This window comes from Pseudofulvibacter geojedonensis, assembly GCF_042675745.1.
GTDB classification, from domain to species: Bacteria; Bacteroidota; Bacteroidia; order Flavobacteriales; family Flavobacteriaceae; genus Pseudofulvibacter; species Pseudofulvibacter geojedonensis.
Genome location: NZ_JBHTJM010000008.1, coordinates 246,930 through 266,572 on the forward strand (window position 1 = coordinate 246,930; position 19,643 = coordinate 266,572).

At 30.0% G+C, this 19,643-nt stretch carries 25 protein-coding genes; 11 read left to right on the forward strand and 14 right to left on the reverse strand.

The genetic code is table 11. From position 1 onward, the window contains the following. Positions 1–924 precede the first annotated feature (924 nt). The 4 genes from ACFQ1O_RS08370 to ACFQ1O_RS08385 are packed head-to-tail and all read right to left on the reverse strand — an operon-like array spanning position 925 to position 3,738. Complete coding sequence (locus ACFQ1O_RS08370) at positions 925–1,512, reverse strand: Maf-like protein (RefSeq protein ID WP_377715308.1); 588 nt, start codon at positions 1,510–1,512, stop codon at positions 925–927. A gap of 1 nt (position 1,513) precedes the next feature. After that, on the reverse strand, positions 1,514–2,428 hold the full coding sequence (locus ACFQ1O_RS08375; RefSeq protein ID WP_377715310.1) for a geranylgeranylglycerol-phosphate geranylgeranyltransferase: 915 nt from the start codon (positions 2,426–2,428) through the stop codon (positions 1,514–1,516). 34 nt (positions 2,429–2,462) lie between these two features. Continuing rightward, positions 2,463–2,990 carry a KdsC family phosphatase gene (locus tag ACFQ1O_RS08380; RefSeq protein WP_377715312.1) on the reverse strand — a complete coding sequence of 176 codons (528 nt, stop codon included), beginning with the start codon at positions 2,988–2,990 and terminating at the stop codon, positions 2,463–2,465. Next, the gene (locus ACFQ1O_RS08385) at positions 2,974–3,738 is read right to left on the reverse strand and encodes a Rossmann-like and DUF2520 domain-containing protein (protein ID WP_377715314.1); all 765 of its coding nucleotides are present in this window, start codon (positions 3,736–3,738) and stop codon (positions 2,974–2,976) included. The genes ACFQ1O_RS08380 and ACFQ1O_RS08385 overlap by 17 nt, the downstream gene beginning before the upstream one ends. 134 nt (positions 3,739–3,872) lie before the next feature. On the opposite strand from ACFQ1O_RS08385, the gene ACFQ1O_RS08390 reads away from it, so the two are divergent. After that, the gene (locus ACFQ1O_RS08390) at positions 3,873–4,283 is read left to right on the forward strand and encodes a DUF6326 family protein (RefSeq protein WP_377715316.1); all 411 of its coding nucleotides are present in this window, start codon (positions 3,873–3,875) and stop codon (positions 4,281–4,283) included. Between the two features lies 1 nt (position 4,284). Here the strand turns inward: ACFQ1O_RS08390 and ACFQ1O_RS08395 are convergent, their stop codons facing one another. Next, positions 4,285–4,872 (reverse strand): Crp/Fnr family transcriptional regulator, encoded by a 588-nt coding sequence (locus ACFQ1O_RS08395; protein ID WP_377715318.1) that lies wholly within the window; start codon positions 4,870–4,872, stop codon positions 4,285–4,287. Positions 4,873–5,011: 139 nt separating this feature from the next. On the opposite strand from ACFQ1O_RS08395, the gene ACFQ1O_RS08400 reads away from it, so the two are divergent. Then, complete coding sequence (locus ACFQ1O_RS08400; RefSeq protein WP_377715320.1) at positions 5,012–5,296, forward strand: hypothetical protein; 285 nt, start codon at positions 5,012–5,014, stop codon at positions 5,294–5,296. 4 nt (positions 5,297–5,300) lie between these two features. Further along, complete coding sequence (locus tag ACFQ1O_RS08405) at positions 5,301–5,690, forward strand: group III truncated hemoglobin (protein WP_377715322.1); 390 nt, start codon at positions 5,301–5,303, stop codon at positions 5,688–5,690. Between the two features lie 42 nt (positions 5,691–5,732). Here ACFQ1O_RS08405 and ACFQ1O_RS08410 read toward each other — a convergent pair whose 3' ends face one another. From ACFQ1O_RS08410 to recF, 3 genes are read right to left on the reverse strand one after another with little or no spacing between them, the layout of a single operon-like run. After that, positions 5,733–6,029: a DUF721 domain-containing protein gene (locus tag ACFQ1O_RS08410; protein WP_377715324.1), complete on the reverse strand. Its 297-nt coding sequence runs from the start codon at positions 6,027–6,029 to the stop codon at positions 5,733–5,735. A gap of 2 nt (positions 6,030–6,031) precedes the next feature. Next, the gene (locus ACFQ1O_RS08415; RefSeq protein WP_377715326.1) at positions 6,032–6,460 is read right to left on the reverse strand and encodes a hypothetical protein; all 429 of its coding nucleotides are present in this window, start codon (positions 6,458–6,460) and stop codon (positions 6,032–6,034) included. Beyond that, the gene (gene recF, locus ACFQ1O_RS08420; protein WP_377715328.1) at positions 6,450–7,559 is read right to left on the reverse strand and encodes a DNA replication/repair protein RecF; all 1,110 of its coding nucleotides are present in this window, start codon (positions 7,557–7,559) and stop codon (positions 6,450–6,452) included. Before recF ends, ACFQ1O_RS08415 begins: the two co-directional genes overlap by 11 nt. Positions 7,560–7,681: 122 nt before the next feature. Between recF and ACFQ1O_RS08425 the strand changes: the two genes are divergently transcribed. From ACFQ1O_RS08425 to ACFQ1O_RS08460, 8 genes are all read left to right on the forward strand, one after another. Further along, positions 7,682–8,482, forward strand: coding sequence for a tetratricopeptide repeat protein (locus tag ACFQ1O_RS08425; RefSeq protein ID WP_377715330.1), 801 nt, complete (start codon positions 7,682–7,684; stop codon positions 8,480–8,482). 1 nt (position 8,483) lies between these two features. Beyond that, complete coding sequence (gene ribH, locus ACFQ1O_RS08430) at positions 8,484–8,969, forward strand: 6,7-dimethyl-8-ribityllumazine synthase (protein ID WP_377715331.1); 486 nt, start codon at positions 8,484–8,486, stop codon at positions 8,967–8,969. A gap of 138 nt (positions 8,970–9,107) precedes the next feature. Further along, positions 9,108–9,401, forward strand: a complete 294-nt coding sequence (locus tag ACFQ1O_RS08435; RefSeq protein ID WP_377715333.1) for a hypothetical protein — start codon at positions 9,108–9,110, stop codon at positions 9,399–9,401. After that, on the forward strand, positions 9,401–11,266 hold the full coding sequence (mutL, locus tag ACFQ1O_RS08440; protein ID WP_377715335.1) for a DNA mismatch repair endonuclease MutL: 1,866 nt from the start codon (positions 9,401–9,403) through the stop codon (positions 11,264–11,266). Before ACFQ1O_RS08435 ends, mutL begins: the two co-directional genes overlap by 1 nt. After that, positions 11,263–12,021 (forward strand): rhomboid family intramembrane serine protease, encoded by a 759-nt coding sequence (locus tag ACFQ1O_RS08445; RefSeq protein ID WP_377715337.1) that lies wholly within the window; start codon positions 11,263–11,265, stop codon positions 12,019–12,021. The genes mutL and ACFQ1O_RS08445 overlap by 4 nt, the downstream gene beginning before the upstream one ends. 1 nt (position 12,022) lies before the next feature. Next, entirely contained in the window at positions 12,023–12,901 is an 879-nt protein-coding gene (locus ACFQ1O_RS08450) for a rhomboid family intramembrane serine protease (RefSeq protein WP_377715339.1), read from the forward strand. 34 nt (positions 12,902–12,935) lie between these two features. Continuing rightward, positions 12,936–13,958, forward strand: a complete 1,023-nt coding sequence (locus ACFQ1O_RS08455; RefSeq protein WP_377715341.1) for an endonuclease/exonuclease/phosphatase family protein — start codon at positions 12,936–12,938, stop codon at positions 13,956–13,958. A 20-nt stretch (positions 13,959–13,978) separates the two neighbouring features. Further along, a complete protein-coding gene (locus tag ACFQ1O_RS08460; RefSeq protein ID WP_377715343.1) occupies positions 13,979–14,455 on the forward strand; it encodes a TlpA family protein disulfide reductase in 477 nt (158 codons plus the stop codon). A gap of 147 nt (positions 14,456–14,602) precedes the next feature. Here ACFQ1O_RS08460 and ACFQ1O_RS08465 read toward each other — a convergent pair whose 3' ends face one another. The 6 genes from ACFQ1O_RS08465 to ACFQ1O_RS08490 form a co-directional block, all read right to left on the reverse strand. Further along, a complete protein-coding gene (locus ACFQ1O_RS08465) occupies positions 14,603–14,908 on the reverse strand; it encodes a DUF6122 family protein (protein ID WP_377715345.1) in 306 nt (101 codons plus the stop codon). Further along, complete coding sequence (locus ACFQ1O_RS08470; protein ID WP_377715347.1) at positions 14,908–15,543, reverse strand: WbqC family protein; 636 nt, start codon at positions 15,541–15,543, stop codon at positions 14,908–14,910. The genes ACFQ1O_RS08465 and ACFQ1O_RS08470 overlap by 1 nt, the downstream gene beginning before the upstream one ends. A gap of 3 nt (positions 15,544–15,546) precedes the next feature. Next, on the reverse strand, positions 15,547–17,289 hold the full coding sequence (gene lepB, locus ACFQ1O_RS08475; protein WP_377715349.1) for a signal peptidase I: 1,743 nt from the start codon (positions 17,287–17,289) through the stop codon (positions 15,547–15,549). Between the two features lie 101 nt (positions 17,290–17,390). Further along, on the reverse strand, positions 17,391–18,092 hold the full coding sequence (gene dapB, locus ACFQ1O_RS08480; RefSeq protein ID WP_377715351.1) for a 4-hydroxy-tetrahydrodipicolinate reductase: 702 nt from the start codon (positions 18,090–18,092) through the stop codon (positions 17,391–17,393). A 40-nt stretch (positions 18,093–18,132) separates the two neighbouring features. Continuing rightward, entirely contained in the window at positions 18,133–18,729 is a 597-nt protein-coding gene (locus ACFQ1O_RS08485; RefSeq protein WP_377715353.1) for a DUF5683 domain-containing protein, read from the reverse strand. Continuing rightward, a complete protein-coding gene (locus tag ACFQ1O_RS08490) occupies positions 18,719–19,624 on the reverse strand; it encodes a ParB/RepB/Spo0J family partition protein (RefSeq protein ID WP_377715356.1) in 906 nt (301 codons plus the stop codon). The genes ACFQ1O_RS08485 and ACFQ1O_RS08490 overlap by 11 nt, the downstream gene beginning before the upstream one ends. Positions 19,625–19,643: the final 19 nt, after the last annotated feature.

Here is a 19,643-nt window from a genome sequence, read left to right on the forward strand (position 1 = left end):
GTTAATTATCAAAATAACCGTTTATTGTGACAACAAGGAAAAATTATTACACAACATAAAATGAATAGTTGACAACATTCATTTTATTTATCTAATAAACCCATATATATTTGAGGTATAATTACAAGAGTAATGATTGTTTTTAGTAACTAAGAACAAATTGTTTTTCAAGTAAATTTTAATATTGGTTAGTTTAGCACAACCCCTAGTCTTCCCCCAAACGGACTAGGGGTTTGTTTTTGCTTATATTTTTTAAAGTAATTGTAGCCTCTCAATTTTGGTTTGTATAACAAACTATAAGTAGCTTATAGCATTAAAAACAATTTGTTTATTAATGTAAGTTTACTATTAATTTGCTAAAAACTGGAATCAGTTTCTAGGAATAATGGTGTCACTATAGGGAGTTTTATGTATTTGTTTTAAGGTTTTAATGTTTCTTAATTGTTTGTTATGCAACATGTTGCAAGTGGTTTACAACATTTATTTAAAAAGAATCTAAATACTGTGTATATTTGAACTATAATAATAAGAACATAATTGTTCATATTCAGAAAAGCATTTGTTTTTCAAGTAAATTTTAATATTGGTTAGTTTAGCACAGCCCTTAGTTTATTCTCAAATAGACTAGGGGTTTGTTATTTTAATATAAAAGAAAAGCCAGCTAAATTACACAAAATGCTGGCTTTAATGATTTAAAATAATTAATTACCCGATAAATTACTTTACTTAAATTTACTAATACTTACTTGTTTATGAGGTTTTTATACTACAAATTAGATAAAAAGCTTGTGTTTTTCTACAAAAGGTGTTTTTTTGCGTCCAAATACACAATTGTTTTTATAATTCAATCAATATCAGTGGCTATTTAGGTAAAAACTAACTTTGATAACTATAGTTTAACTATGAATAAAAAAAGAAAGTTTGTTATGAGACTAAAGATAATAACTCTCTATATACTAGGTTAACTGGTAAACCTACAACATTATTATAAGTTCCTTCTATTTTGGTAATACCTATAGCGCCAATCCACTCTTGTATGCCATAAGCACCAGCCTTATCAAAAGGTTTATAATTGTTTATATAATAGTTAATTTCATCTGAGCTAAGTTCTTTAAAAGTAACTTTGGTTACTGCATGTACGGTTTTTTGGTATTTAGTTGTTTTTATACATACAGATGTAATGACCTCATGAGTAGTATTACTCATACTCTTTAACATATTAAATGCTTCTTCTCTAGAATGAGGTTTACCAAGTGCTTGTTCGTTTAACCAAACTATTGTATCGCTAGTAATTAGAATATCGTTTTCTTGTAATTCTTTTTCAAAAGGTAAAGACTTTAATTGTGCTAGATAATCACTAATTTCAAAGTGCTTGAGTCTTGGAGGGTAAATTTCTTCAACTTCTTTTAAACGAATTTCAAAATTTATCCCCAAGTCTTTAAAGAACTGTTGTCTTCTAGGAGAACCAGAAGCGAGTATTAAGTGCTTGCCTTGTAGTTTTTCGTTTAACATACTAAACAAATTTTAAAAGAACAATAGATAACATTCCTAGGAGCATAGTAATTTTTAAAATCAAACTAATATGCGTGAAATGTTTTTTATGCTTGGCTGTTATTAGTTTTATAGCACAATAAGCTAGAGGGCCAATAATTACAAAGATAAAGTAGAGTAGTAGATATTGATTTTCAAATAAATAAGTAATTGTATAATAAAAAATAGTAATTATAGTTAATAAGCATAAAGCAAAAGCTATTTTACTGGCTCTATTTCTTCCAATCGCTATGGGTAAAGTATTATATCCAGCTTTGTAATCACCATCTATGTCTTCTAAGTCTTTTACCAATTCTCTCACTAGGTTAATTAAGAAAGCAAATAAGGCATAGTCTATTAAAAACTTAAACATAAATAAATATGCATCTTTGGTTTCTGGAGTTACCATAGGAGCAATTTCAAAAATTCCAACAATTAAGACGCTCAAACTTACTATAGCAGAAATAACTATGTTTCCTACTAATATGGTTTGTTTTAAACTAGTAGCATAAAAATATAATAAAGCAGAAACCAACAAGAAAATAGTAGCGAAACTATTTTTACCAATTTGCCATGAAACATAGGTTCCTAAAACTATACCTAAAATAGTAAAGCCCATAAATAAATTATTGGCCAAACTTTCTGAAATTCCTTTGTTAATAAATACTTTCTTAGGTTTATTAATGTTATCTGCTTGAACATCGTAAATGTCGTTAATAATATAACCTGCAGCTGCAATACAAATAGTGGCTAATACTAACAAGGTAAAGTTATTAGTATTTAAGGCTGTTGGTATATTTTGAAATTGAGGTAATGCAAAAAAAACATATTTTAATAAGCACTGTATAAAGGCTATCATAAATAGGTTTTTAAAGCGAATTAGTTGTAGGATTTGCATAAGATGAGTTCAAGATTTTTTTTATAGAATTTGGCTAGTCGTATTTCGCTTCAGTTTGAGTTGTCCATTTACCTTGAACACGCATTACTTGTTCAATAACATCTCTTACACAACCGTCACCACCTTTAATTTGAGAAATATATTCTGCTACATCTTTAATTTCTGGAGCAGCATCTTGAGGGGCACAAGCTAAAGCTACTTGTTGCATTACGGGTAAATCAGGTATGTCATCTCCCATATACATAATGGTACTAGCATCAATACCTTTGTTAGAACAATATTCTTCAAACTGAATCATTTTTTGGTGTGCACCAAGATAAATATCTGTAATACCTAAACCTTCTAAGCGTTTGCGAACTCCTTCATTAGAACCTCCAGAAATAATACATACATTAAAGCCTGCTAAAACAGCAGATCGTAATGCGTATCCATCTTTTATATTCATATGTCGGTACATTTGCCCGTCTGTAGTAATGGTAATCATTCCGTTAGTTAGAACGCCATCTACATCAAAAATTAACGTGTCAATGTTGTTCATGATTTCTTTATAACTTGTTGCCATGAGTTTCTTGTATAGATTTAGTAAGTATGGTATAAATATCTTTTTGTTGTTGAGTACTGAGATTTTTTATGTGTGACTCAATTATTTTTTGATCTTTTCTAATAGCTGGACCTGTTTGTGCTTTTAAAGGATTCATTTCTAAAGCTTTTTGAGCAGTCTCAAGTAATAACGGATGTAAAACCTCGAAAGGAACTTTGTGTTCTTCACAGATTTCATTGCTTTTCTGATATAAATGATTTACAAAGTTATTTACAAAAATGGCAGCTACATGCAAAGCTTTTCGTTGTGTAGAATTAATATTATAAACAGCCTGACTAATAGCCTTGGCTAACTTTTCTAAAATAATATAATCAGTTATTACAGCAGTTTCTAAACAAATAGGTATGGTCTTGAAATTTACCTCTTTTCCTTTAGTAAAAGTTTGTAACGGGTAAAAAACACCGTGTCTGTTGTGTTTGCTTAAAGAATTTATAGAAACAGAACCCGAAGTATGAACTATTAACCGGTCTGTATGAGGTAGTTGATTGCTGAGCTTTTCTATAGCATCGTCTTTAATAGCAATTATATAGACATCTGCTTTTTTTAATTCTTTTAAGTTAGTAGTTGTACTTACTCTTTCTTTAAAAGAACGAAGCCTATTTTTAGATTGGTTGTATACCTGTACTACATCAATTTCGTTTGACTGTTGAAAAGCCTCAAACAAATGAGTGGCAACATTACCTGCACCTAAAAGGACTACTTTAATCATCTAGCTAAAATAAGTTTTGTAATGTTTATCTACAAGTTATGTTATTGGATTTTTAAAAGAGCAGATAATTATTTTTTTAGTGAGGCAACTATTTGGTAAATATTTGCGTCTATACTAATAAATACAGTTTTATAATGTTAGAAAATTCAAAAGTAAATATTAAAATAAAGCTTTCAGTTTTATGGACTTCTGTAATGTTTTGTTATGTATATGGAGATTATTTTGAATTGTATGTTCCAGAAAAGGTAGAGAGTCTATTAAGCGGAACGCATGTTTTAGATAGTCCTTTAAAGTTAGTTATTGCATCAGTTGTATTAACAATACCAGCAGTTTTAATAGCATTATCTGTTATGTTGCCATCAAAAATAAACAGGTTAACAAATATAGTTGTCGGATCATTATATTCATTAATGATGCTAATAATAGCTTTCAACTCATTAACCCTATGGTATGGCTTCTATGCTTTTCTAGGTTTTGTAGAAAGTATAATTACACTTGTAATAGTTTATAATGCTTGGAAATGGCCAAAAATAGAACAAGACTAGACTAGATAAAAACCTTACGGTTTTTAATAATAATTTTTTCTTGTTGAGCTAACTTTTTTAAAGTTCTTATTACCGTTTCTACTCGTAGACCTGTTAAGTCTGCAAGTTGTTGCCTTGTTAACGGTATTTCGTACTCACTGTTACAATTGGCAGTGTCTTTAAGGTAAGTTAGTAGAGTAATCATTTGGTGTTCGGGAGTTTGAACACTAATTTCACTTAAAATCATTGATTTATATTTTAAGCGATTGCATAATATTTTATTAAGAGTTAAATGAACGTCAAAGTTTTCTTTTAATAAATTAAGAAAAGATGCTTTAGGCAATACGTATATTTCAGAATCAATAGTAGTAATTGCTTCAGCAGGATAATTAAAATCACTAAATAAAGGAGGTTCGGCAAAACTTTGAGTGTTATAAAATAACTCTAAAACAAACTCTTTTCCATCTTCAGATAGGTTATACATTTTTACAGATCCTGTTTTTATTTGAAAAAAGAAGTTGGCTTGTTGCCCTTTGTATAGTACAGTTGAGTCTTTATTGTATTTTTTTAAAACTGCTCCATATTGTATTAATAATTGTTCAGGAACCATATTTAATATTTGTTGTTTATCTATTGCCCTATTTTATGTTAGATTAATATCTAAAAAAACAAAGTAGATTGCTTATGATTTGAATCATAAAATAAGGAAGGTTATTACTAGAACTTTGTATTTGTAAAAATAACTTATTATGATAACAAAAGCATATACCAAAGCATTTAAAGATTTTGAAACAGGTTTTTTAGGTTATGCACCTATAAGTATGATGGTTTTAACTTGTTTGGGCTCAATATCTGTAATGTATTTATTAAAAGATAATTCTAGTACAACCATTTATGAATTAGCTATATGTGTTATAGTTTGTATGGGCTATAATGCTACAATTTTAGGGCAGATGAAAAAGAAATTTGCGTTTAATACACTTATCTTCGCAACTATTATAAATTTAGTTATATTGTTTTTAAATTTTAACTAGGGAAATGCAAATTTTAACAGATATAAAAAATAGAGAAGACGTTTTTTTATTGGTAAGTGCTTTTTATGAAAAAGTAAAGGTAGATCGAGAATTAGGTCCGTTTTTTAATAATGTTATCAGCGATTGGGAGTCGCATATAATACACTTAACTAATTTTTGGGAAAGTCAGCTATTTATGAAGAATGTCTTTTCTGGAAATCCATTAAAAAAGCATGTTGAAGTTGATAAAAAAAACAATAATTCCATCCAAAATGAACATTTTGGAATTTGGTTAAACTATTGGTTACAGACTATAGATGAATTGTTTTTAGGCGAAAGAGCCCAGTTAGCTAAAAATAGAGCTAGAAATATGGGAATTTTTATGTTTATGGAAATTTTTAAGGCTAGACAATAAAATTATAAAAAAGGAGAAATTTATTAATTTCTCCTTTTTTATTTAGGCTAGTATCAATTCCTTAACAGTATCTTTTCTCAAATATTCATTTATATTGGCTATAATTTTTGCCTTTCCGTAACTTAATTCTTCTCGCAAAACAGAAGAACTTAGGCGAACTAGTAAAACATTGTTCTGAAGTTCTACAGAAGTAGTATATGCCTCAATGGCATTACCCATTACTGCGTACCATGCATCTCTAGCATCAATTTTCTCCAATCCTTTTTCTAGGTTATTTTCTTTAATAAAGCCTTTTAAGGCATCAGATAAACTAATTTGTTCTTTATTCCTTTTAGTCATATTTAATTGAAATCTAGTTTTTGATGTCTTTTGTAAAAGTATTTGTTACCTGTTTCATTTTCTAATAATAACTTTTCTTGAGTAAGTTCTAGAATTTTTTCCTTTTGTGAGTGTATCTGCGTATTAGTCTTTAAAAAAAAGACACCATCTTCATCTTTTATGGTAATACTATCTTTTCTATTGTTAGATCTATATTTTCCACTAATATCTGCAGTGGCTTTCTTTCTATATCCTTTAAAGTTGCTATCTAAATAAAAATATTCAACAGTAGTATTGATATTGTATTGCCTAACTTTTTGATCAGTTGTTTCAACAGTTTCAATTTCCCAATAACCGTTTAACTGCTCTAAATCAATTTCTTTATTTTTATGATTACAAGAGTTTAATAGGAAGCTAAGTACGATTAAAAAGAAATAAAATTTAGTTTTCATATCCTTGGTTTTCTTTTTGTTTTAACTGAAACAATTCATATGTTTTTTCTGTTTCTTTTATAATGTTTTCTGTTCGTTCTTTATGTGTATCAGATATAAATATTTGTCCAAAATCATTACCATTAACTAAATGAATTAATTGAGAAACTCTATTTTCATCTAATTTGTCAAAAATATCATCTAAAAGTAGAATTGGTCTTACACCTGATTCGTTTTTTAAAAAATCAAATTGAGCCAGTTTTAAAGCAATTAAAAAAGATTTTTGTTGTCCTTGACTACCAAAACGTTTTATAGGGTGGTTTTCTATGTTAAAAACCAAATCATCTTTATGTATACCTACAGATGTGTATTGTAAAGCTTTATCTTTATTAATGCTTTGTGTTAATAGATTATCTAGATTGGTATCGTGTAGTTGACTTTTATAAATAATACTCGTTTTTTCGTTTGCACCGCTTACAACCTTGTGTCTATTGAGAAATATGGTATTAAACAATTCAACAAACATTTTTCTTTTAGAATAAATAAATGTTCCGTAATTGGTTAATTGTTCATTATACACTTCTAATGTACTAGCATCAAAAGTGTTATTGGCTGCAAAATATTTTAATAGCGAATTTCTTTGTGCTAGTGTTTTATTGTATTTAATAAGTGTATTTAAGTATTCCTTGTCAGATTGTGATATAATACTGTCTATAAACTTTCTTCTTGTTTCGCTTCCTTCAATTATTAAATCTCTATCGGCTGGAGAAACAATAACTAAAGGTAAAAAGCCTATGTGGTCAGAAAAACGTTCATATAATTTACCATTGCGCTTAATAGTCTTTTTTTGATTTTTTTTATAACCAACGATGATTTTTTCTGAACGATCATTTTTTTCATAAGCTCCATCAATCATAAAAAAATCAGCAGAATGATTTACATTTTGAGAAGCAACAGGATTAAAATAGCTTTTACCATAAGATAAATGGTAAATAGCATCTAATACATTGGTTTTACCAACACCATTATTACCAACAAAGCAATTAATCTTATCACTAAAAGTAAAAGATTTAGATTCAAAATTTTTGTAATTAACTAAAGATAGCTGCTTTAAAATCATATATAAATAGAAGCTCGAAACCAAGTTTTATTTGAGCTTTGCAAATTATTGAAAATTATCAAAACAATGCCTTTAAAGTTTAAAGAAAAATTATATTTTTGCGTGACTTAGAAATTAAGAATATGGCAACGTACAAGAAAAGAGGATATAAGAAACCAAAAGAAAAAGTTAAAGAGGTAGCAGAAGAGATACTTGATGATAACACAGGTTATGTAGAAGGAGAGAGTACTACAGAAGAAGTGTTTGACACTTTAGATGCATCTGCTAACAAAGCTGAAGAATGGTTTGCTGCTAACCAAAAATATATTTTTGGAATAGTAGGAGTACTTGCTTTAGGAATGTTAGCTTACATGGCTTACGGAAAATTCATCCAATCTCCTAAAGAATCAGAAGCTGCTAACGATATGTTTAAAGCCCAAACGTATTTTACTCAAGCAGTAAATGCTTCAGGAAAAGCTAAAGATTCTTTATTTAACTTAGCTTTAAATGGAGGTGAAGGGAAATTTGGTTTAATAGATATTACTAATGAGTATAGCGGAACAGATGCTGCTAACTTAGCTAATTATATGGCTGGTATGTCTTATTTAAATATGAATGACTACAAGAACGCCGTAACTTATTTAGATAAGTTTTCATCTAAAGATGAGGTTATGATGGCTAACGCTAGAGGAGGAGTTGCTGATGCATTTGTACAGTTAAATCAATTAGAGGATGCTTTAGGAGAATACGAGAAAGCTGCTAATGTTGGTAATAACGATTTTACTGCTCCGAGATTTTTATATAAAGCAGCAGTAGTTGCTTTAGATTTAGGTAAAAACGATGTAGCTGCTAAGCATTTAACTAGAATTAAAGATGAGTTCAAGACCTCTGCAGAAGCTTCTAAAGTAGATGCTTTGTTAGGGCAAGCTCAAGCTGGAAAATAATATGGCTACAATACATAAAAATTTATCTACTTACGATAAAAACACAATCCCAAACGCGAAAGATTTTCGGTTTGGGATTGTTGTTTCTGAGTGGAACGAGAATATCACACAAGGTTTGTTAAAAGGAGCTAAAGAAACTCTTTTAGAAAATGGTGTAGAAGAAGATAATATTGTAGTGTGGGATGTTCCTGGTACTTTCGAATTAACTTTTGGAAGCAAGCATATGTTACAGACTCAAGATGTAGATGCAGTTATTGCTATTGGTAGTGTGATACAAGGAGAAACCAAACATTTTGATTTTGTGTGTAGTGGTGCTGCTCAGGGAATTAAAGATTTGAATGTACATGGCGATGTACCAGTTATTTTTTGCGTATTAACAGATAATAATATGCAACAAGCAATAGATCGTTCTGGAGGTAAACATGGAAATAAAGGAACAGAAGCTGCAGTGGCAGCTATAAAAATGGCTACATTAAGTAAATATTAGTTCAAAAAGAAGAATTATAGTACAAAGCCTTATTGCAAATCGTAATAAGGCTTTTTTGTTAACAAGTTTTAAGACTTGCAATACCTTAAGTTTACTGTAAATTGATTAATTTTGGAGTAAGTCAGAAATACTTTTTTTATGAGACTTCCAACATTATTTAAGCAAAATAAGAATAAATCTTTTGGTTATACACCTCGTTATTACGACGAGCGTAAAGAGCGTTTGCAAAAATTGCATGAGAAACATCATGGAACTACTACCGAAAGTAATATTAAAGGAAGTTTTAGAAGGAGTTCTTTTAGAGACGACTGGAGGGCTGTAAACAAAGAAAAAGACCAAAAACAATCTCAATCTAGGTTATTAGTAATTATAGCATTATTAGTGGTAATTACCATTCTTGTTCTAGATAAATATAACATCAAATTATTTTAATGTCTGATATTATTCAGTTATTACCAGATCATGTTGCTAATCAAATAGCAGCAGGAGAAGTAGTTCAAAGACCTGCCTCTGTAGTTAAAGAGCTTTTAGAGAACGCTATAGATGCTAAAGCTACTCGTATACAATTATTGGTTAAAGATGCAGGTAAAACCCTAGTTCAGGTTATAGACAATGGCTTTGGTATGAGTGTTACAGATGCTCGTTTGTCTTTTGAGCGTCATGCCACATCTAAAATCGCTAGTGCAGAAGATTTATTTCAGTTAAATACAAAAGGGTTTAGAGGAGAGGCATTAGCTTCTATTGCTGCAATTGCTCATGTTGAAATGAAGACTAAGAGAGAAGCTGATGAATTAGGTACATTATTAAAAATAGAAGGTAGTGAAGTTACTGCTCAAGAACCAATTGTAACTCCTGTTGGAACTTCTATAGCTGTAAAGAATTTATTTTTTAATATTCCAGCTAGACGAAACTTTTTAAAATCAGATCAGGTAGAAATGCGTCATGTAATAGACGAGTTTCAACGTGTAGCTTTAGCACATCCATCTATTACGTTTACATTGCATCATAATGGTAATACATTGTTTAATTTACCGAATGCAAATTATAGACAGCGAATAGTTGGAGTTTTAGGAAGTAAAGCGAATGAAAAGTTAGTTCCGGTAAACGAAGAAACTGAAATTGTGAAAATTTCAGGCTTTGTTTTAAAACCTGAATTTGCTAAAAAGAGTAGAGGAGAACAGTTTATATTTGTTAATGATAGGTATATCAAAAACTCGTATTTAAATCATGCTATAACAGCAGCTTTTGAGGGGTTACTTCGTGAACGAACTCATCCAGGGTATTTTTTGTTTCTGGAAGTAGACCCTAAAACGATAGATATAAATATTCATCCAACTAAAACAGAGATTAAGTTCGATAATGAACATGATTTATATGCTATTATAAAATCTACGGTAAAGCATAGCTTGGGGCAATTTCAGATTGCACCAATATTAGATTTCCAGAGAGATCCAAACCTTGATACTCCTTATAGTTATCAGAGTAAAAATATTGGTACACCAACTATAGAAGTAGATAGTAATTTCAATCCGTTTGCAAACGAAAAACCTAAAGGGACATCTAGTTCAGGTAATTACGGAGGTTCAAGCTATTCTAAAAAATCAACTGAAGGTTGGGAGAGTTTATATGTAGGTTTAGAGTCTAAAATGACTGGTAATTTGGAACAATCTAATATAGTAGAGGTTGAGTCTGAAGAGGTTACAGGCTCTTTTTTTGAAGATAAAGAAGTAACTCAAAACCATATTACTTTACAAATACAAAATAAATATATTATCAGTAAAATAAAGTCGGGGATGATGGTTATAAACCAAGGCCGTGCTCACGAACGAATTTTATTTGAAGAATTTTTGCAACATATTACCATTAATGAAGCCGTAAGTCAGCAATTGCTTTTTCCAGTAACATTAAGCGTGAGTCCGCAGGAGTTGAGTTTGCTGTCTACGATTAGAGAAGTATTAGAAAGTACAGGTTTTATTTTCTCTAAACTTGAAGATGAAACGGTTGAAATTAGTGGAGTTCCTGCTGCCATAGGCAACCAGGAAGTTGGTATTATTATTTCAGATTTATTAACGGCTGTTGTTAATGAAACTGAAATAGAAAATGAACTGCATACTCATATCGTTGCTAAAAGTTTAGCAAAGAGTTTAGCAATTAAAAGTGGAAAAGCCCTGAGTACAGCAGAACAAGAAGATTTGGTAAATAGGTTGTTTGCTTGTAAAGAACCAACCATTAGTCCTACTAACAAGTCAGTGTTTATTACCTATAATACAACAGACTTTGATAAAAAATTACTATGATTAGAATAACCAATACAGTAAAGCATTTAGTTATCATAAATGTTGTTGTTTTTTTAGGAACACAACTACTAAAATCTAGAGGAATATATTTAGATAATTATTTGGCTTTATTTTTTATTAAGAATGATTTGTTCATGCCATGGCAGTTTTTTACTACTATGTTTATGCATGCAGATTTTCAGCATTTGTTGTTCAATATGTTAGGGTTGTGGATGTTTGGATCTGCCTTAGAGCAAATGTGGGGTAAAAATAAATTTTTATTCTTTTATTTTTCTGCAGGAATTGGAGCTAGTTTAATTTATACGTTAGCCAATTATTTACAGTTTCAACCTGTCTATAATGATTTAATAACAGCAGGCCTTACAGATTTGAATGTAAATAACATTCTAGAAACAGGTAATTACGATAGATCTATTTTAAAGTATGTTTCTGAAAAATCGCTTACTAATTTTTACTATATCTATAATACTCCTGCAGTAGGTGCTTCTGGGGCAATTATGGGAGTTTTAGTTGCTTTTGGTATGTTATTTCCTAATTCTCAATTAATGTTGTTATTTCCGCCTATACCAGTAAAGGCTAAATATTTAATATCATTTTTAGTAATAATAGACTTAATAGGAGGTTTTACCGGAGGGTTTTCTTTATTTGGAAGAGGAAATGTAGCTCATTGGGCACACTTAGGAGGAGCCATAATTGGTTTTATTATGATGCTATATTGGAAAAAAAACCAGTTTAACGATAAACGTTGGAATTAAAATGTTAGACGATTTAAAGATTAAATACAAGTCATTATTGCCATATGAAAGGTTAATTGCTATAAATGTAATAATTTTTACTGTTGTTGCTATAGTAAATGCGATAGCATACTCTGCTACTAAAAAAGGAATTGGTTTTATAGGAGAATATTTTGCCCTATCAGATAATTTGAATAGTGTTCTATTAAAGATTTGGACCATATTTACCTACGGTTTTTTGCATTTTAGTTTTATGCATATGCTTGGTAATATGATAGCATTGTATTTTACGGGTCAAATTTTCTCGAGATTTTTTACAAATAAACAGCTTTATAATTTTTACTTTTTAGGAATTTTATCCGGTGCTGTATGTTTTTTATTAGCTTATAATTTGTTTCCAGCTTTTATTAATGAAGATTCTATATTAGTTGGAGCGTCTGCAGCAGTTTTTTCTTTGTTAATTGGAGCTGCTACGTATGCTCCTAATTACGAAATACAATTGCTAATTACTCAAGTTAGAGTTAAGTTGTGGATCATTGCAGGATTGTATGTAATTGCTTTTATTTCGTTAATACCGGGTAATAATTCAGGAGGAGAATTTGCTCATCTAGGAGGAGCATTATTGGGATATATATATGCTTCTCAATTAAAACAAGGGAAAGACATAGGAAAAGGTTTTGAAAAAATAATGGATTCTATTGCTAGTTGGTTCAAACCGAAACCAGCAAAAATGAAAACCGTACATAGAAGCCAAAAGCGAACTAACGATAAAACAATTTTTCAGAAACAGCGTATAAAACAAGAAAAAATAGATGCCATTCTAGACAAGATTAGTAAAAGTGGTTATGAAAGTCTAAGCAAAGAAGAAAAAGATTTTTTATTTCAAGCTGGTAAGGAATAATAGTGTAAATACTTCGTTTATATAAGTGTTACTTATGAAAAAACTTAACCTATTAGATAAATTAATATATATACTTAATAGCATATTTGCTGCGGTATTATTATTAGCTTATGTATTACCTTATGTTCCTCCAAAAACTTTTTCAGCATTATCGGTATTAAGTTTGTCTGTTCCTGTATTAATTGTTTGTAATGCTTTGTTTGTGTTGTATTGGTTGCTCAAAGTAAAAAAGCAATTGTTACTATCCTTACTAGTTCTTGTTATAGGTTATTCTAATGTTGGTACCCTGTATAAATTTTCATCAGCTAAACAAACTGAAGGAGTTGTTAATAGCTTATCTGTAATGAGTTATAATGTTCGTTTGTTTAACTTGTATAATTGGTTAGATAACGGAAATGTTGGAGGGGAAGTGTCTAATTTAGTAAAAAAAGAAAAACCAGATGTAATAGCCTTTCAAGAATATAGACCAGATGAAAGTGTTAAGTTTTCGTATCCTTTTCAGTATGAAAGTTTGCTAGGTAATAAGAACCAATATGGTCAAGCTATAATGTCTAAATATCCTATTGCAAATAAAGGAGTTATTAGTTTTAATAATAGTAGTAATAAAGCAATTTATGTAGATATTGTAAAAAAAAATGACACGATTAGAATTTATAATGTTCATTTTGAATCACTACATATCAACCCTAATGTGCAAGAATTATCAGAGTCTTCTACAGAGAGTTTAATTAAAAGAATAGGACCAAGGTTTGTAAAACAACAAGATCAGGCATTAAAAATTATTGAACATCAAAAAAACTGCTCATATAAGAAAATTGTATTAGGAGATTTTAATAATACAGCCTATTCGTATATCTATAAACAATTTAAAGAAAATGGTTATGTTGATGCGTTTGTAGAAGCAGGAAATGGATTCGGAAAAACATTTGATTTTAAGTTTTTTCCGTTGAGAATTGATTTTATTCTTGCCGAGGAACGATTAGAAATTACATCATTTAAAAATTTATCTAATAAATATTCAGATCATTATCCAATAAAAGCCAGTTTTACTTGGTAAGATTTAATTAAAAAAAAGTTATGAAAAAAATATTACTGATTACTCTATTTCTATTAGGAACTTACGTAACTCAAGCACAATCTAAAAGTAATGAGTTAGATATTGTTTATTATTATAAAGATGTAAATAATACAGCTATAAAAGATGTTATTGCCAAAAGTTTAAACGAAGGTAAAGTGCCAATTTTATATTTTTATGCAGATTGGTGTGCTCCATGTAAGAAGTTTAGCAAGGCCATGAAGAATAAAGAGCTTAAATCTGCAATGAAAAACGCTACCTTCATTAAAATAAATGTGGATAATGATGTTGCTGATAATGGACAGGCAATTACTTCAAAATATGGAATTAGACTAATTCCTACTTTTATAAAAGTAGATAAAGACGCAAATGTTATAGCTAGAATAACTTCTGATAAATGGGATAAGGATGTACCAAAGGAAATAGCTCCAGTAATTAATGATTTAATTAATAGTGATACATATAATTCAGATAAGTAATTTTCTTTTACTTAAAGACTGTTAAGTAATAATGAATAAAGTTTAAATACTTAACAATGGTGTTTCTTGTATGTATAGTTCTTTATATGCAATAGATTTCAATATAAAAACTATGGAGAGTCTTTGTTGCTTAAATTTTAAACTTCTTTACATAAGTAAACAATCAATATAGTCGGTAAGGATGTGAAAAAGAAGGGCTAAAGCTAGAACTCTTGTTTTTGTTGGTACTAGTCCGATTATATAAATAATAACAGCAAAGTAACTATGTAATGGGTGAAAGCCTACGCTACATCTGTTAGGGTCAAAAATAGGGTTGGCTAATAAATGATCTAAATCTATAAGCATACTAGCTAAAAAGATAAGATACACTTGTTTCCATTTCTTTTTATAAAAGTATAGAGCAATAAATAGAGGTACTCCAAAGTGTAAAAAATAATGAATGAGCGGCCTCATTATATCCAAAATGGAGTTTCTTGTTCTAAATAGTTTAAAGTATTTGGTCCTTCGTTAAATAACAAATCTAAGATGCTTAGGTTGGGTAAATAGCCATGTTTGTCACCAAAAACCTGAATATAAGCCGAATTGTTTACTATAAATGGTTTTTTGGCTCTAGCTAAATAACGTAAGTCGGTAATACTAGATTCACTAGTATATTCTTTATTGTAAACAGTTGTTGTCTCAATTTTTATATCTAATTCTATACAGTCGCATAAAGCTTTAAAAATATTTTCATTGAGTGTAAATAAAGATGATTGAGGATTGGTGAAAAATGGTTGTAATTCATCTTCGTAATATTCAAAAAATGGAGATGATTTATAGGCAGAAACAATAGATCTCCAATGTTGGTTTTGCCATAATTCAACATTTTCTATTTCAACTTCTTTGTAAGCTGTTTTTAATCCTTCTTTGTTATGCTTAACAGGAACGTTTAGCAATAGTTTGCCATTAGCACCATAAATGTTCATTCTGTTTCTGTACGATTGCTTCTGAAAGTTATCGGCAGTTTCAAATGTAACAATATCTGCTTTTGCTATAGCAATGAAATGAGCTATAGTAGGGAAGTAGGTTGGGTGAATAAGAATGTTCATGAATTATAATTCTTCTTCCTTATTTTTCTTTTTCTTCTTTCTGTAAAAACGGAAACCTTGCCACAATACTAAAGCAATAATGAAATACGAAAAGTATGATTTAGGTTTACCACTACCGTTAACGGTAGTAAAAATACGATCCCAATTAAACTTCCAGTTTGCTATATTTCCAAACCCTTTTTCAACACCACTAATGCTCATCCAAACAAATACGGGTTTTCCTACCACGTGGTTAAAAGGAGTGAAACCAAAAGAACGGGCATCTAATGAATTCTGGCGGTTATCTCCCATCATCCAATAATAGTTTTGTTTAAAAGTGTAACTAGTTGCTTTTTCACCATTTATATAAATATCACTTCCTTTTGTTTGAAGCGTATTACCTTCATAATCAGTAATTGCCTTTTTGTACAAAGGTAGATTTTCAATATTTATATCTATAGACTCTCCTTCTTTAGGTATTTGAATAGGTCCGTAATTGTCGCCATTCCATTTAAAATTAGGATTCTTAGGAAATATTTGATTCCCTCTAGTTCCTTTTGGTAAAATTCTACGTTCGATAGATTTTATAGCAGGATTCTTTTTGAGTTTTTCAGCTTCTTCGTTAGATAAGTTTATAGCATATCTGTCTGTAGCTTGAAAATCTGGATTTTGTCTTACCTGACTAGCATAAACACTAGGAAGTTCAACTAAAATACTATTGGGATCTCCAGGAAAAGGTAAAGCATTACTAAATTGATAGCGCTGATTTTTTTCTTTACTTAGTTTATAAAAAATATTATATTCGGTTGTGCCTATGTCTTCAGCTAAATATTTATCAGATAAAAACTTTTTAGAAGTTACTATATAATAAAACTGAGGTTTAGCTCTTTCTGGTAACTCATTTTGTTTACCGTTGATAAACACATAGCCATCTCTAACTTCTAAATGATCACCAGGTAAACCAACACAACGCTTTACATAGTTGGTTTTTTTGTCGATAGGTTTTAAATATTTTCTATCTGGATTATTGACTCCCATGTTGTATGAAGAATCTGCAGGCCAGTTAAAAACAACAATATCGTTTCGTTTAATATTTTGAAAACCAGGAATACGCATGTATGGAAACTGAAGTTTATTTCTCCATCCGTCTTTATTCAAGTCATCAGCTATATACGATTTTGTTTTTACAATTGGTAATGTGTCATGAACCATAGGTGCAGCCACAGCTGTCATAGGTAAACGAGCACCATAATGAAACTTACTTACAAATAAAAAATCTCCTTTTAATAATGTTTTTTCTAAAGAAGAGGTGGGAATAACGAATGGTTGCATAAAGTAAGTATGCACTAAAGTTGCTGCTATTACAGCAAATAGTATTGAACTAGTCCACTCTCCAGAACTACTAATTGGTTTTAAGCTTCTGTTTTCTTTATAGCGTACATCAACAAAGTAATTTAAGTAATAGATGTAGAATCCTCCAGTAAGAACAGCTAAAGCAGTATCTGTGTAGGTGTTTTTTCTAAAACTTCTACAGGTCTCAACCCATACAATGGGGAACATTAGAACATTAACAATAGGAACAAATAATAAGATAACCCAATACCATTCTTTTGGTCGGTTTATTATTTTCATTAAAACAACTGCATTGTATACAGGTACGGCAGCTTCCCATGCTTTTCTACCAGCTTTTATATATAATTTCCAAGTTCCTAAAAAGTGAATTACTTGAATGATTAAGAAAACGATAAACCAATTTGTTAATGACATACGATATATTTTTTTGACTTTTTAAATTCAGTCTAACTTTAGTTTTTGTATTAGTGTTCTGTTTAAATTTTATGTTACGAGTTTATAAATTAATTAACATTTTATAAACCTAAAACATCTTTCATGTTATAAACTCCTGTTTTTCCTTTAATCCACTCAGCAGCTATAACTGCTCCCAAGGCAAATCCATTTCTATTATGAGCTGTATGTTTAATTTCGATACTATCAATTTCACTTGAAAAATTAACAGTATGAGTACCAGGAACTCCTTCAATACGTTTAGCAACAATAGGAATTTCAGTATTCTTTTCAGTCCTATCTAGTTGCCAAGCAGTTTTAGAAGTGTTTTCTATTATACCTTCTGCAAGAGTAATTGCGGTGCCGCTTGGAGCATCTAATTTTTGTGTATGGTGTATTTCTTCCATACTAACATTGTATTGATTTAAATTAGCCATCATTTTAGCTAATTGTTTATTTAGTTCAAAAAAAATATTTACTCCCAAACTAAAATTAGAACTATATATAAAGGCTCCTTTTTTAGACTGACACAGTTCAACCATTTTATCATAACTACCTAACCAACCTGTTGTTCCAGATATTACTGGTGTATTTTGATTGAAACAAGTAGATATGTTATTTACCGCAGCAGACGGAATACTAAAGTCTATAGCCACATCTACATTAGATAAATTTATTTCGGAAGTGTCACGAGTGGTTTTTAACACAATTTTATGTCCTCTTTCTACAGCTATTTTTTCAATAACTTTTCCCATTTTTCCGTAACCTAATAAAGCAATGTTCATGTAATTTGACTTTTAAAGTATAGTCTTAAAGTGATAAGGGTTAAAATTGATAATTTAAGCTTAAACCAAGGTTGGTTCTATTGTTAAAATCATTTTGATATACATCAGGTCTTATAGATAAATCTTCATTTACATTGAATTGCATTAAATGTGCATCTACGTTTGCGTCTATAATATTTAATATATAAAATGCAGCCGTTACTAATAAAGAAACTTCTTTGTTTCTGCTATAAAATTGTTGGGCATCTATTAATGACTCATTAGATAATATAGGAGTACCATCTGCATTAGAGAATTCATCATTGGTTAAACCAGCGAGCCTACTTTTGTATGCATCTCTGTACCTGTTGTATTGTTTGTTGTTTCTAATATAAAAATAAATACCAGCTCCCATTCCAGCATAAACAATAGGTATTTTCCAGTATTTTTTATTATAAGCTTGGCCTAATCCAGGAACTACCGCCGAGTAAAAAGCTGCTCGGGCAGGAGAGAGCGGATCTATGTTTTGATCTAATTTTTTCTGTACTTTTTTTTCTTTTTTAGAGTCTTCTTCAACAATGGTTAGAGTTCCTTCTTGTTGAGAGTAACCTAAAGTAGAGATAAGAAAAAATACAAGGATTAAAAAACTATTTTTCACTATTAATTAGTTTTTTAATTCGGTTAAAATCTTCTTCAGAAGAGAAAGGGATGGTAATTTTACCATTACCTTTTTTTCCAATTTTAATATCTATTTTAGCTCCAAAGTAGTCAGAGAAATCTTTTTTACCTGTTTTAATATGCTTAGGAATCTCTAATGTTTCTTTTTCTTGTGGTGAAGTAGAACCACTATTTTTATAATCTTGAACTAATTTTTCTGTAGCTCTAACGGAAAGCTTTTTGGTTAGAATCTGCTCGTAAATATCTAATTGATCAGATAAGTCATCAATATTAACTAAAGCTCTTCCGTGACCCATAGAAAGAAAACCATCTTTCATACCTGTTTGAATCATTGGGTCTAATTTTAAAAGACGTAAGTAATTAGCAATAGTAGATCTTTTTTTACCAACACGTTCACTTAATTGTCCTTGAGTTAACTTAATTTCTTCTATTAAGCGTTGGTATGAAAGAGCAACTTCTATAGGGTCTAAATCATGACGTTGGATGTTTTCTACCAAAGCCATTTCTAAAGATTCTTGGTCGTTAGCTAAACGCACATAAGCAGGAACGGTTTTTAACCCTACTAATTTTGATGCTCTAAAACGACGCTCACCAGAAATTAATTGAAATTGGTTAACACCAGTTTTTCTAACGGTAATTGGTTGAATAATTCCTAATTCTCTAATAGAGGTAGCTAACTCTTGTAATGCTTCTTCGTTAAAAGTAGTTCTTGGTTGAAACGGATTAACTTCAATAGCATCTATTTCAAGCTCAATAATATTGCCAACTACTTTATCGGCGTTTTTATCTGATGCAGATGTAATATCTTTCTCAGGGTCTTTCAATAAAGCCGATAATCCTCTTCCTAATGCTTGCTTTTTTGTTGCTTTTGCCATAAATCTTCTTCCTAATATC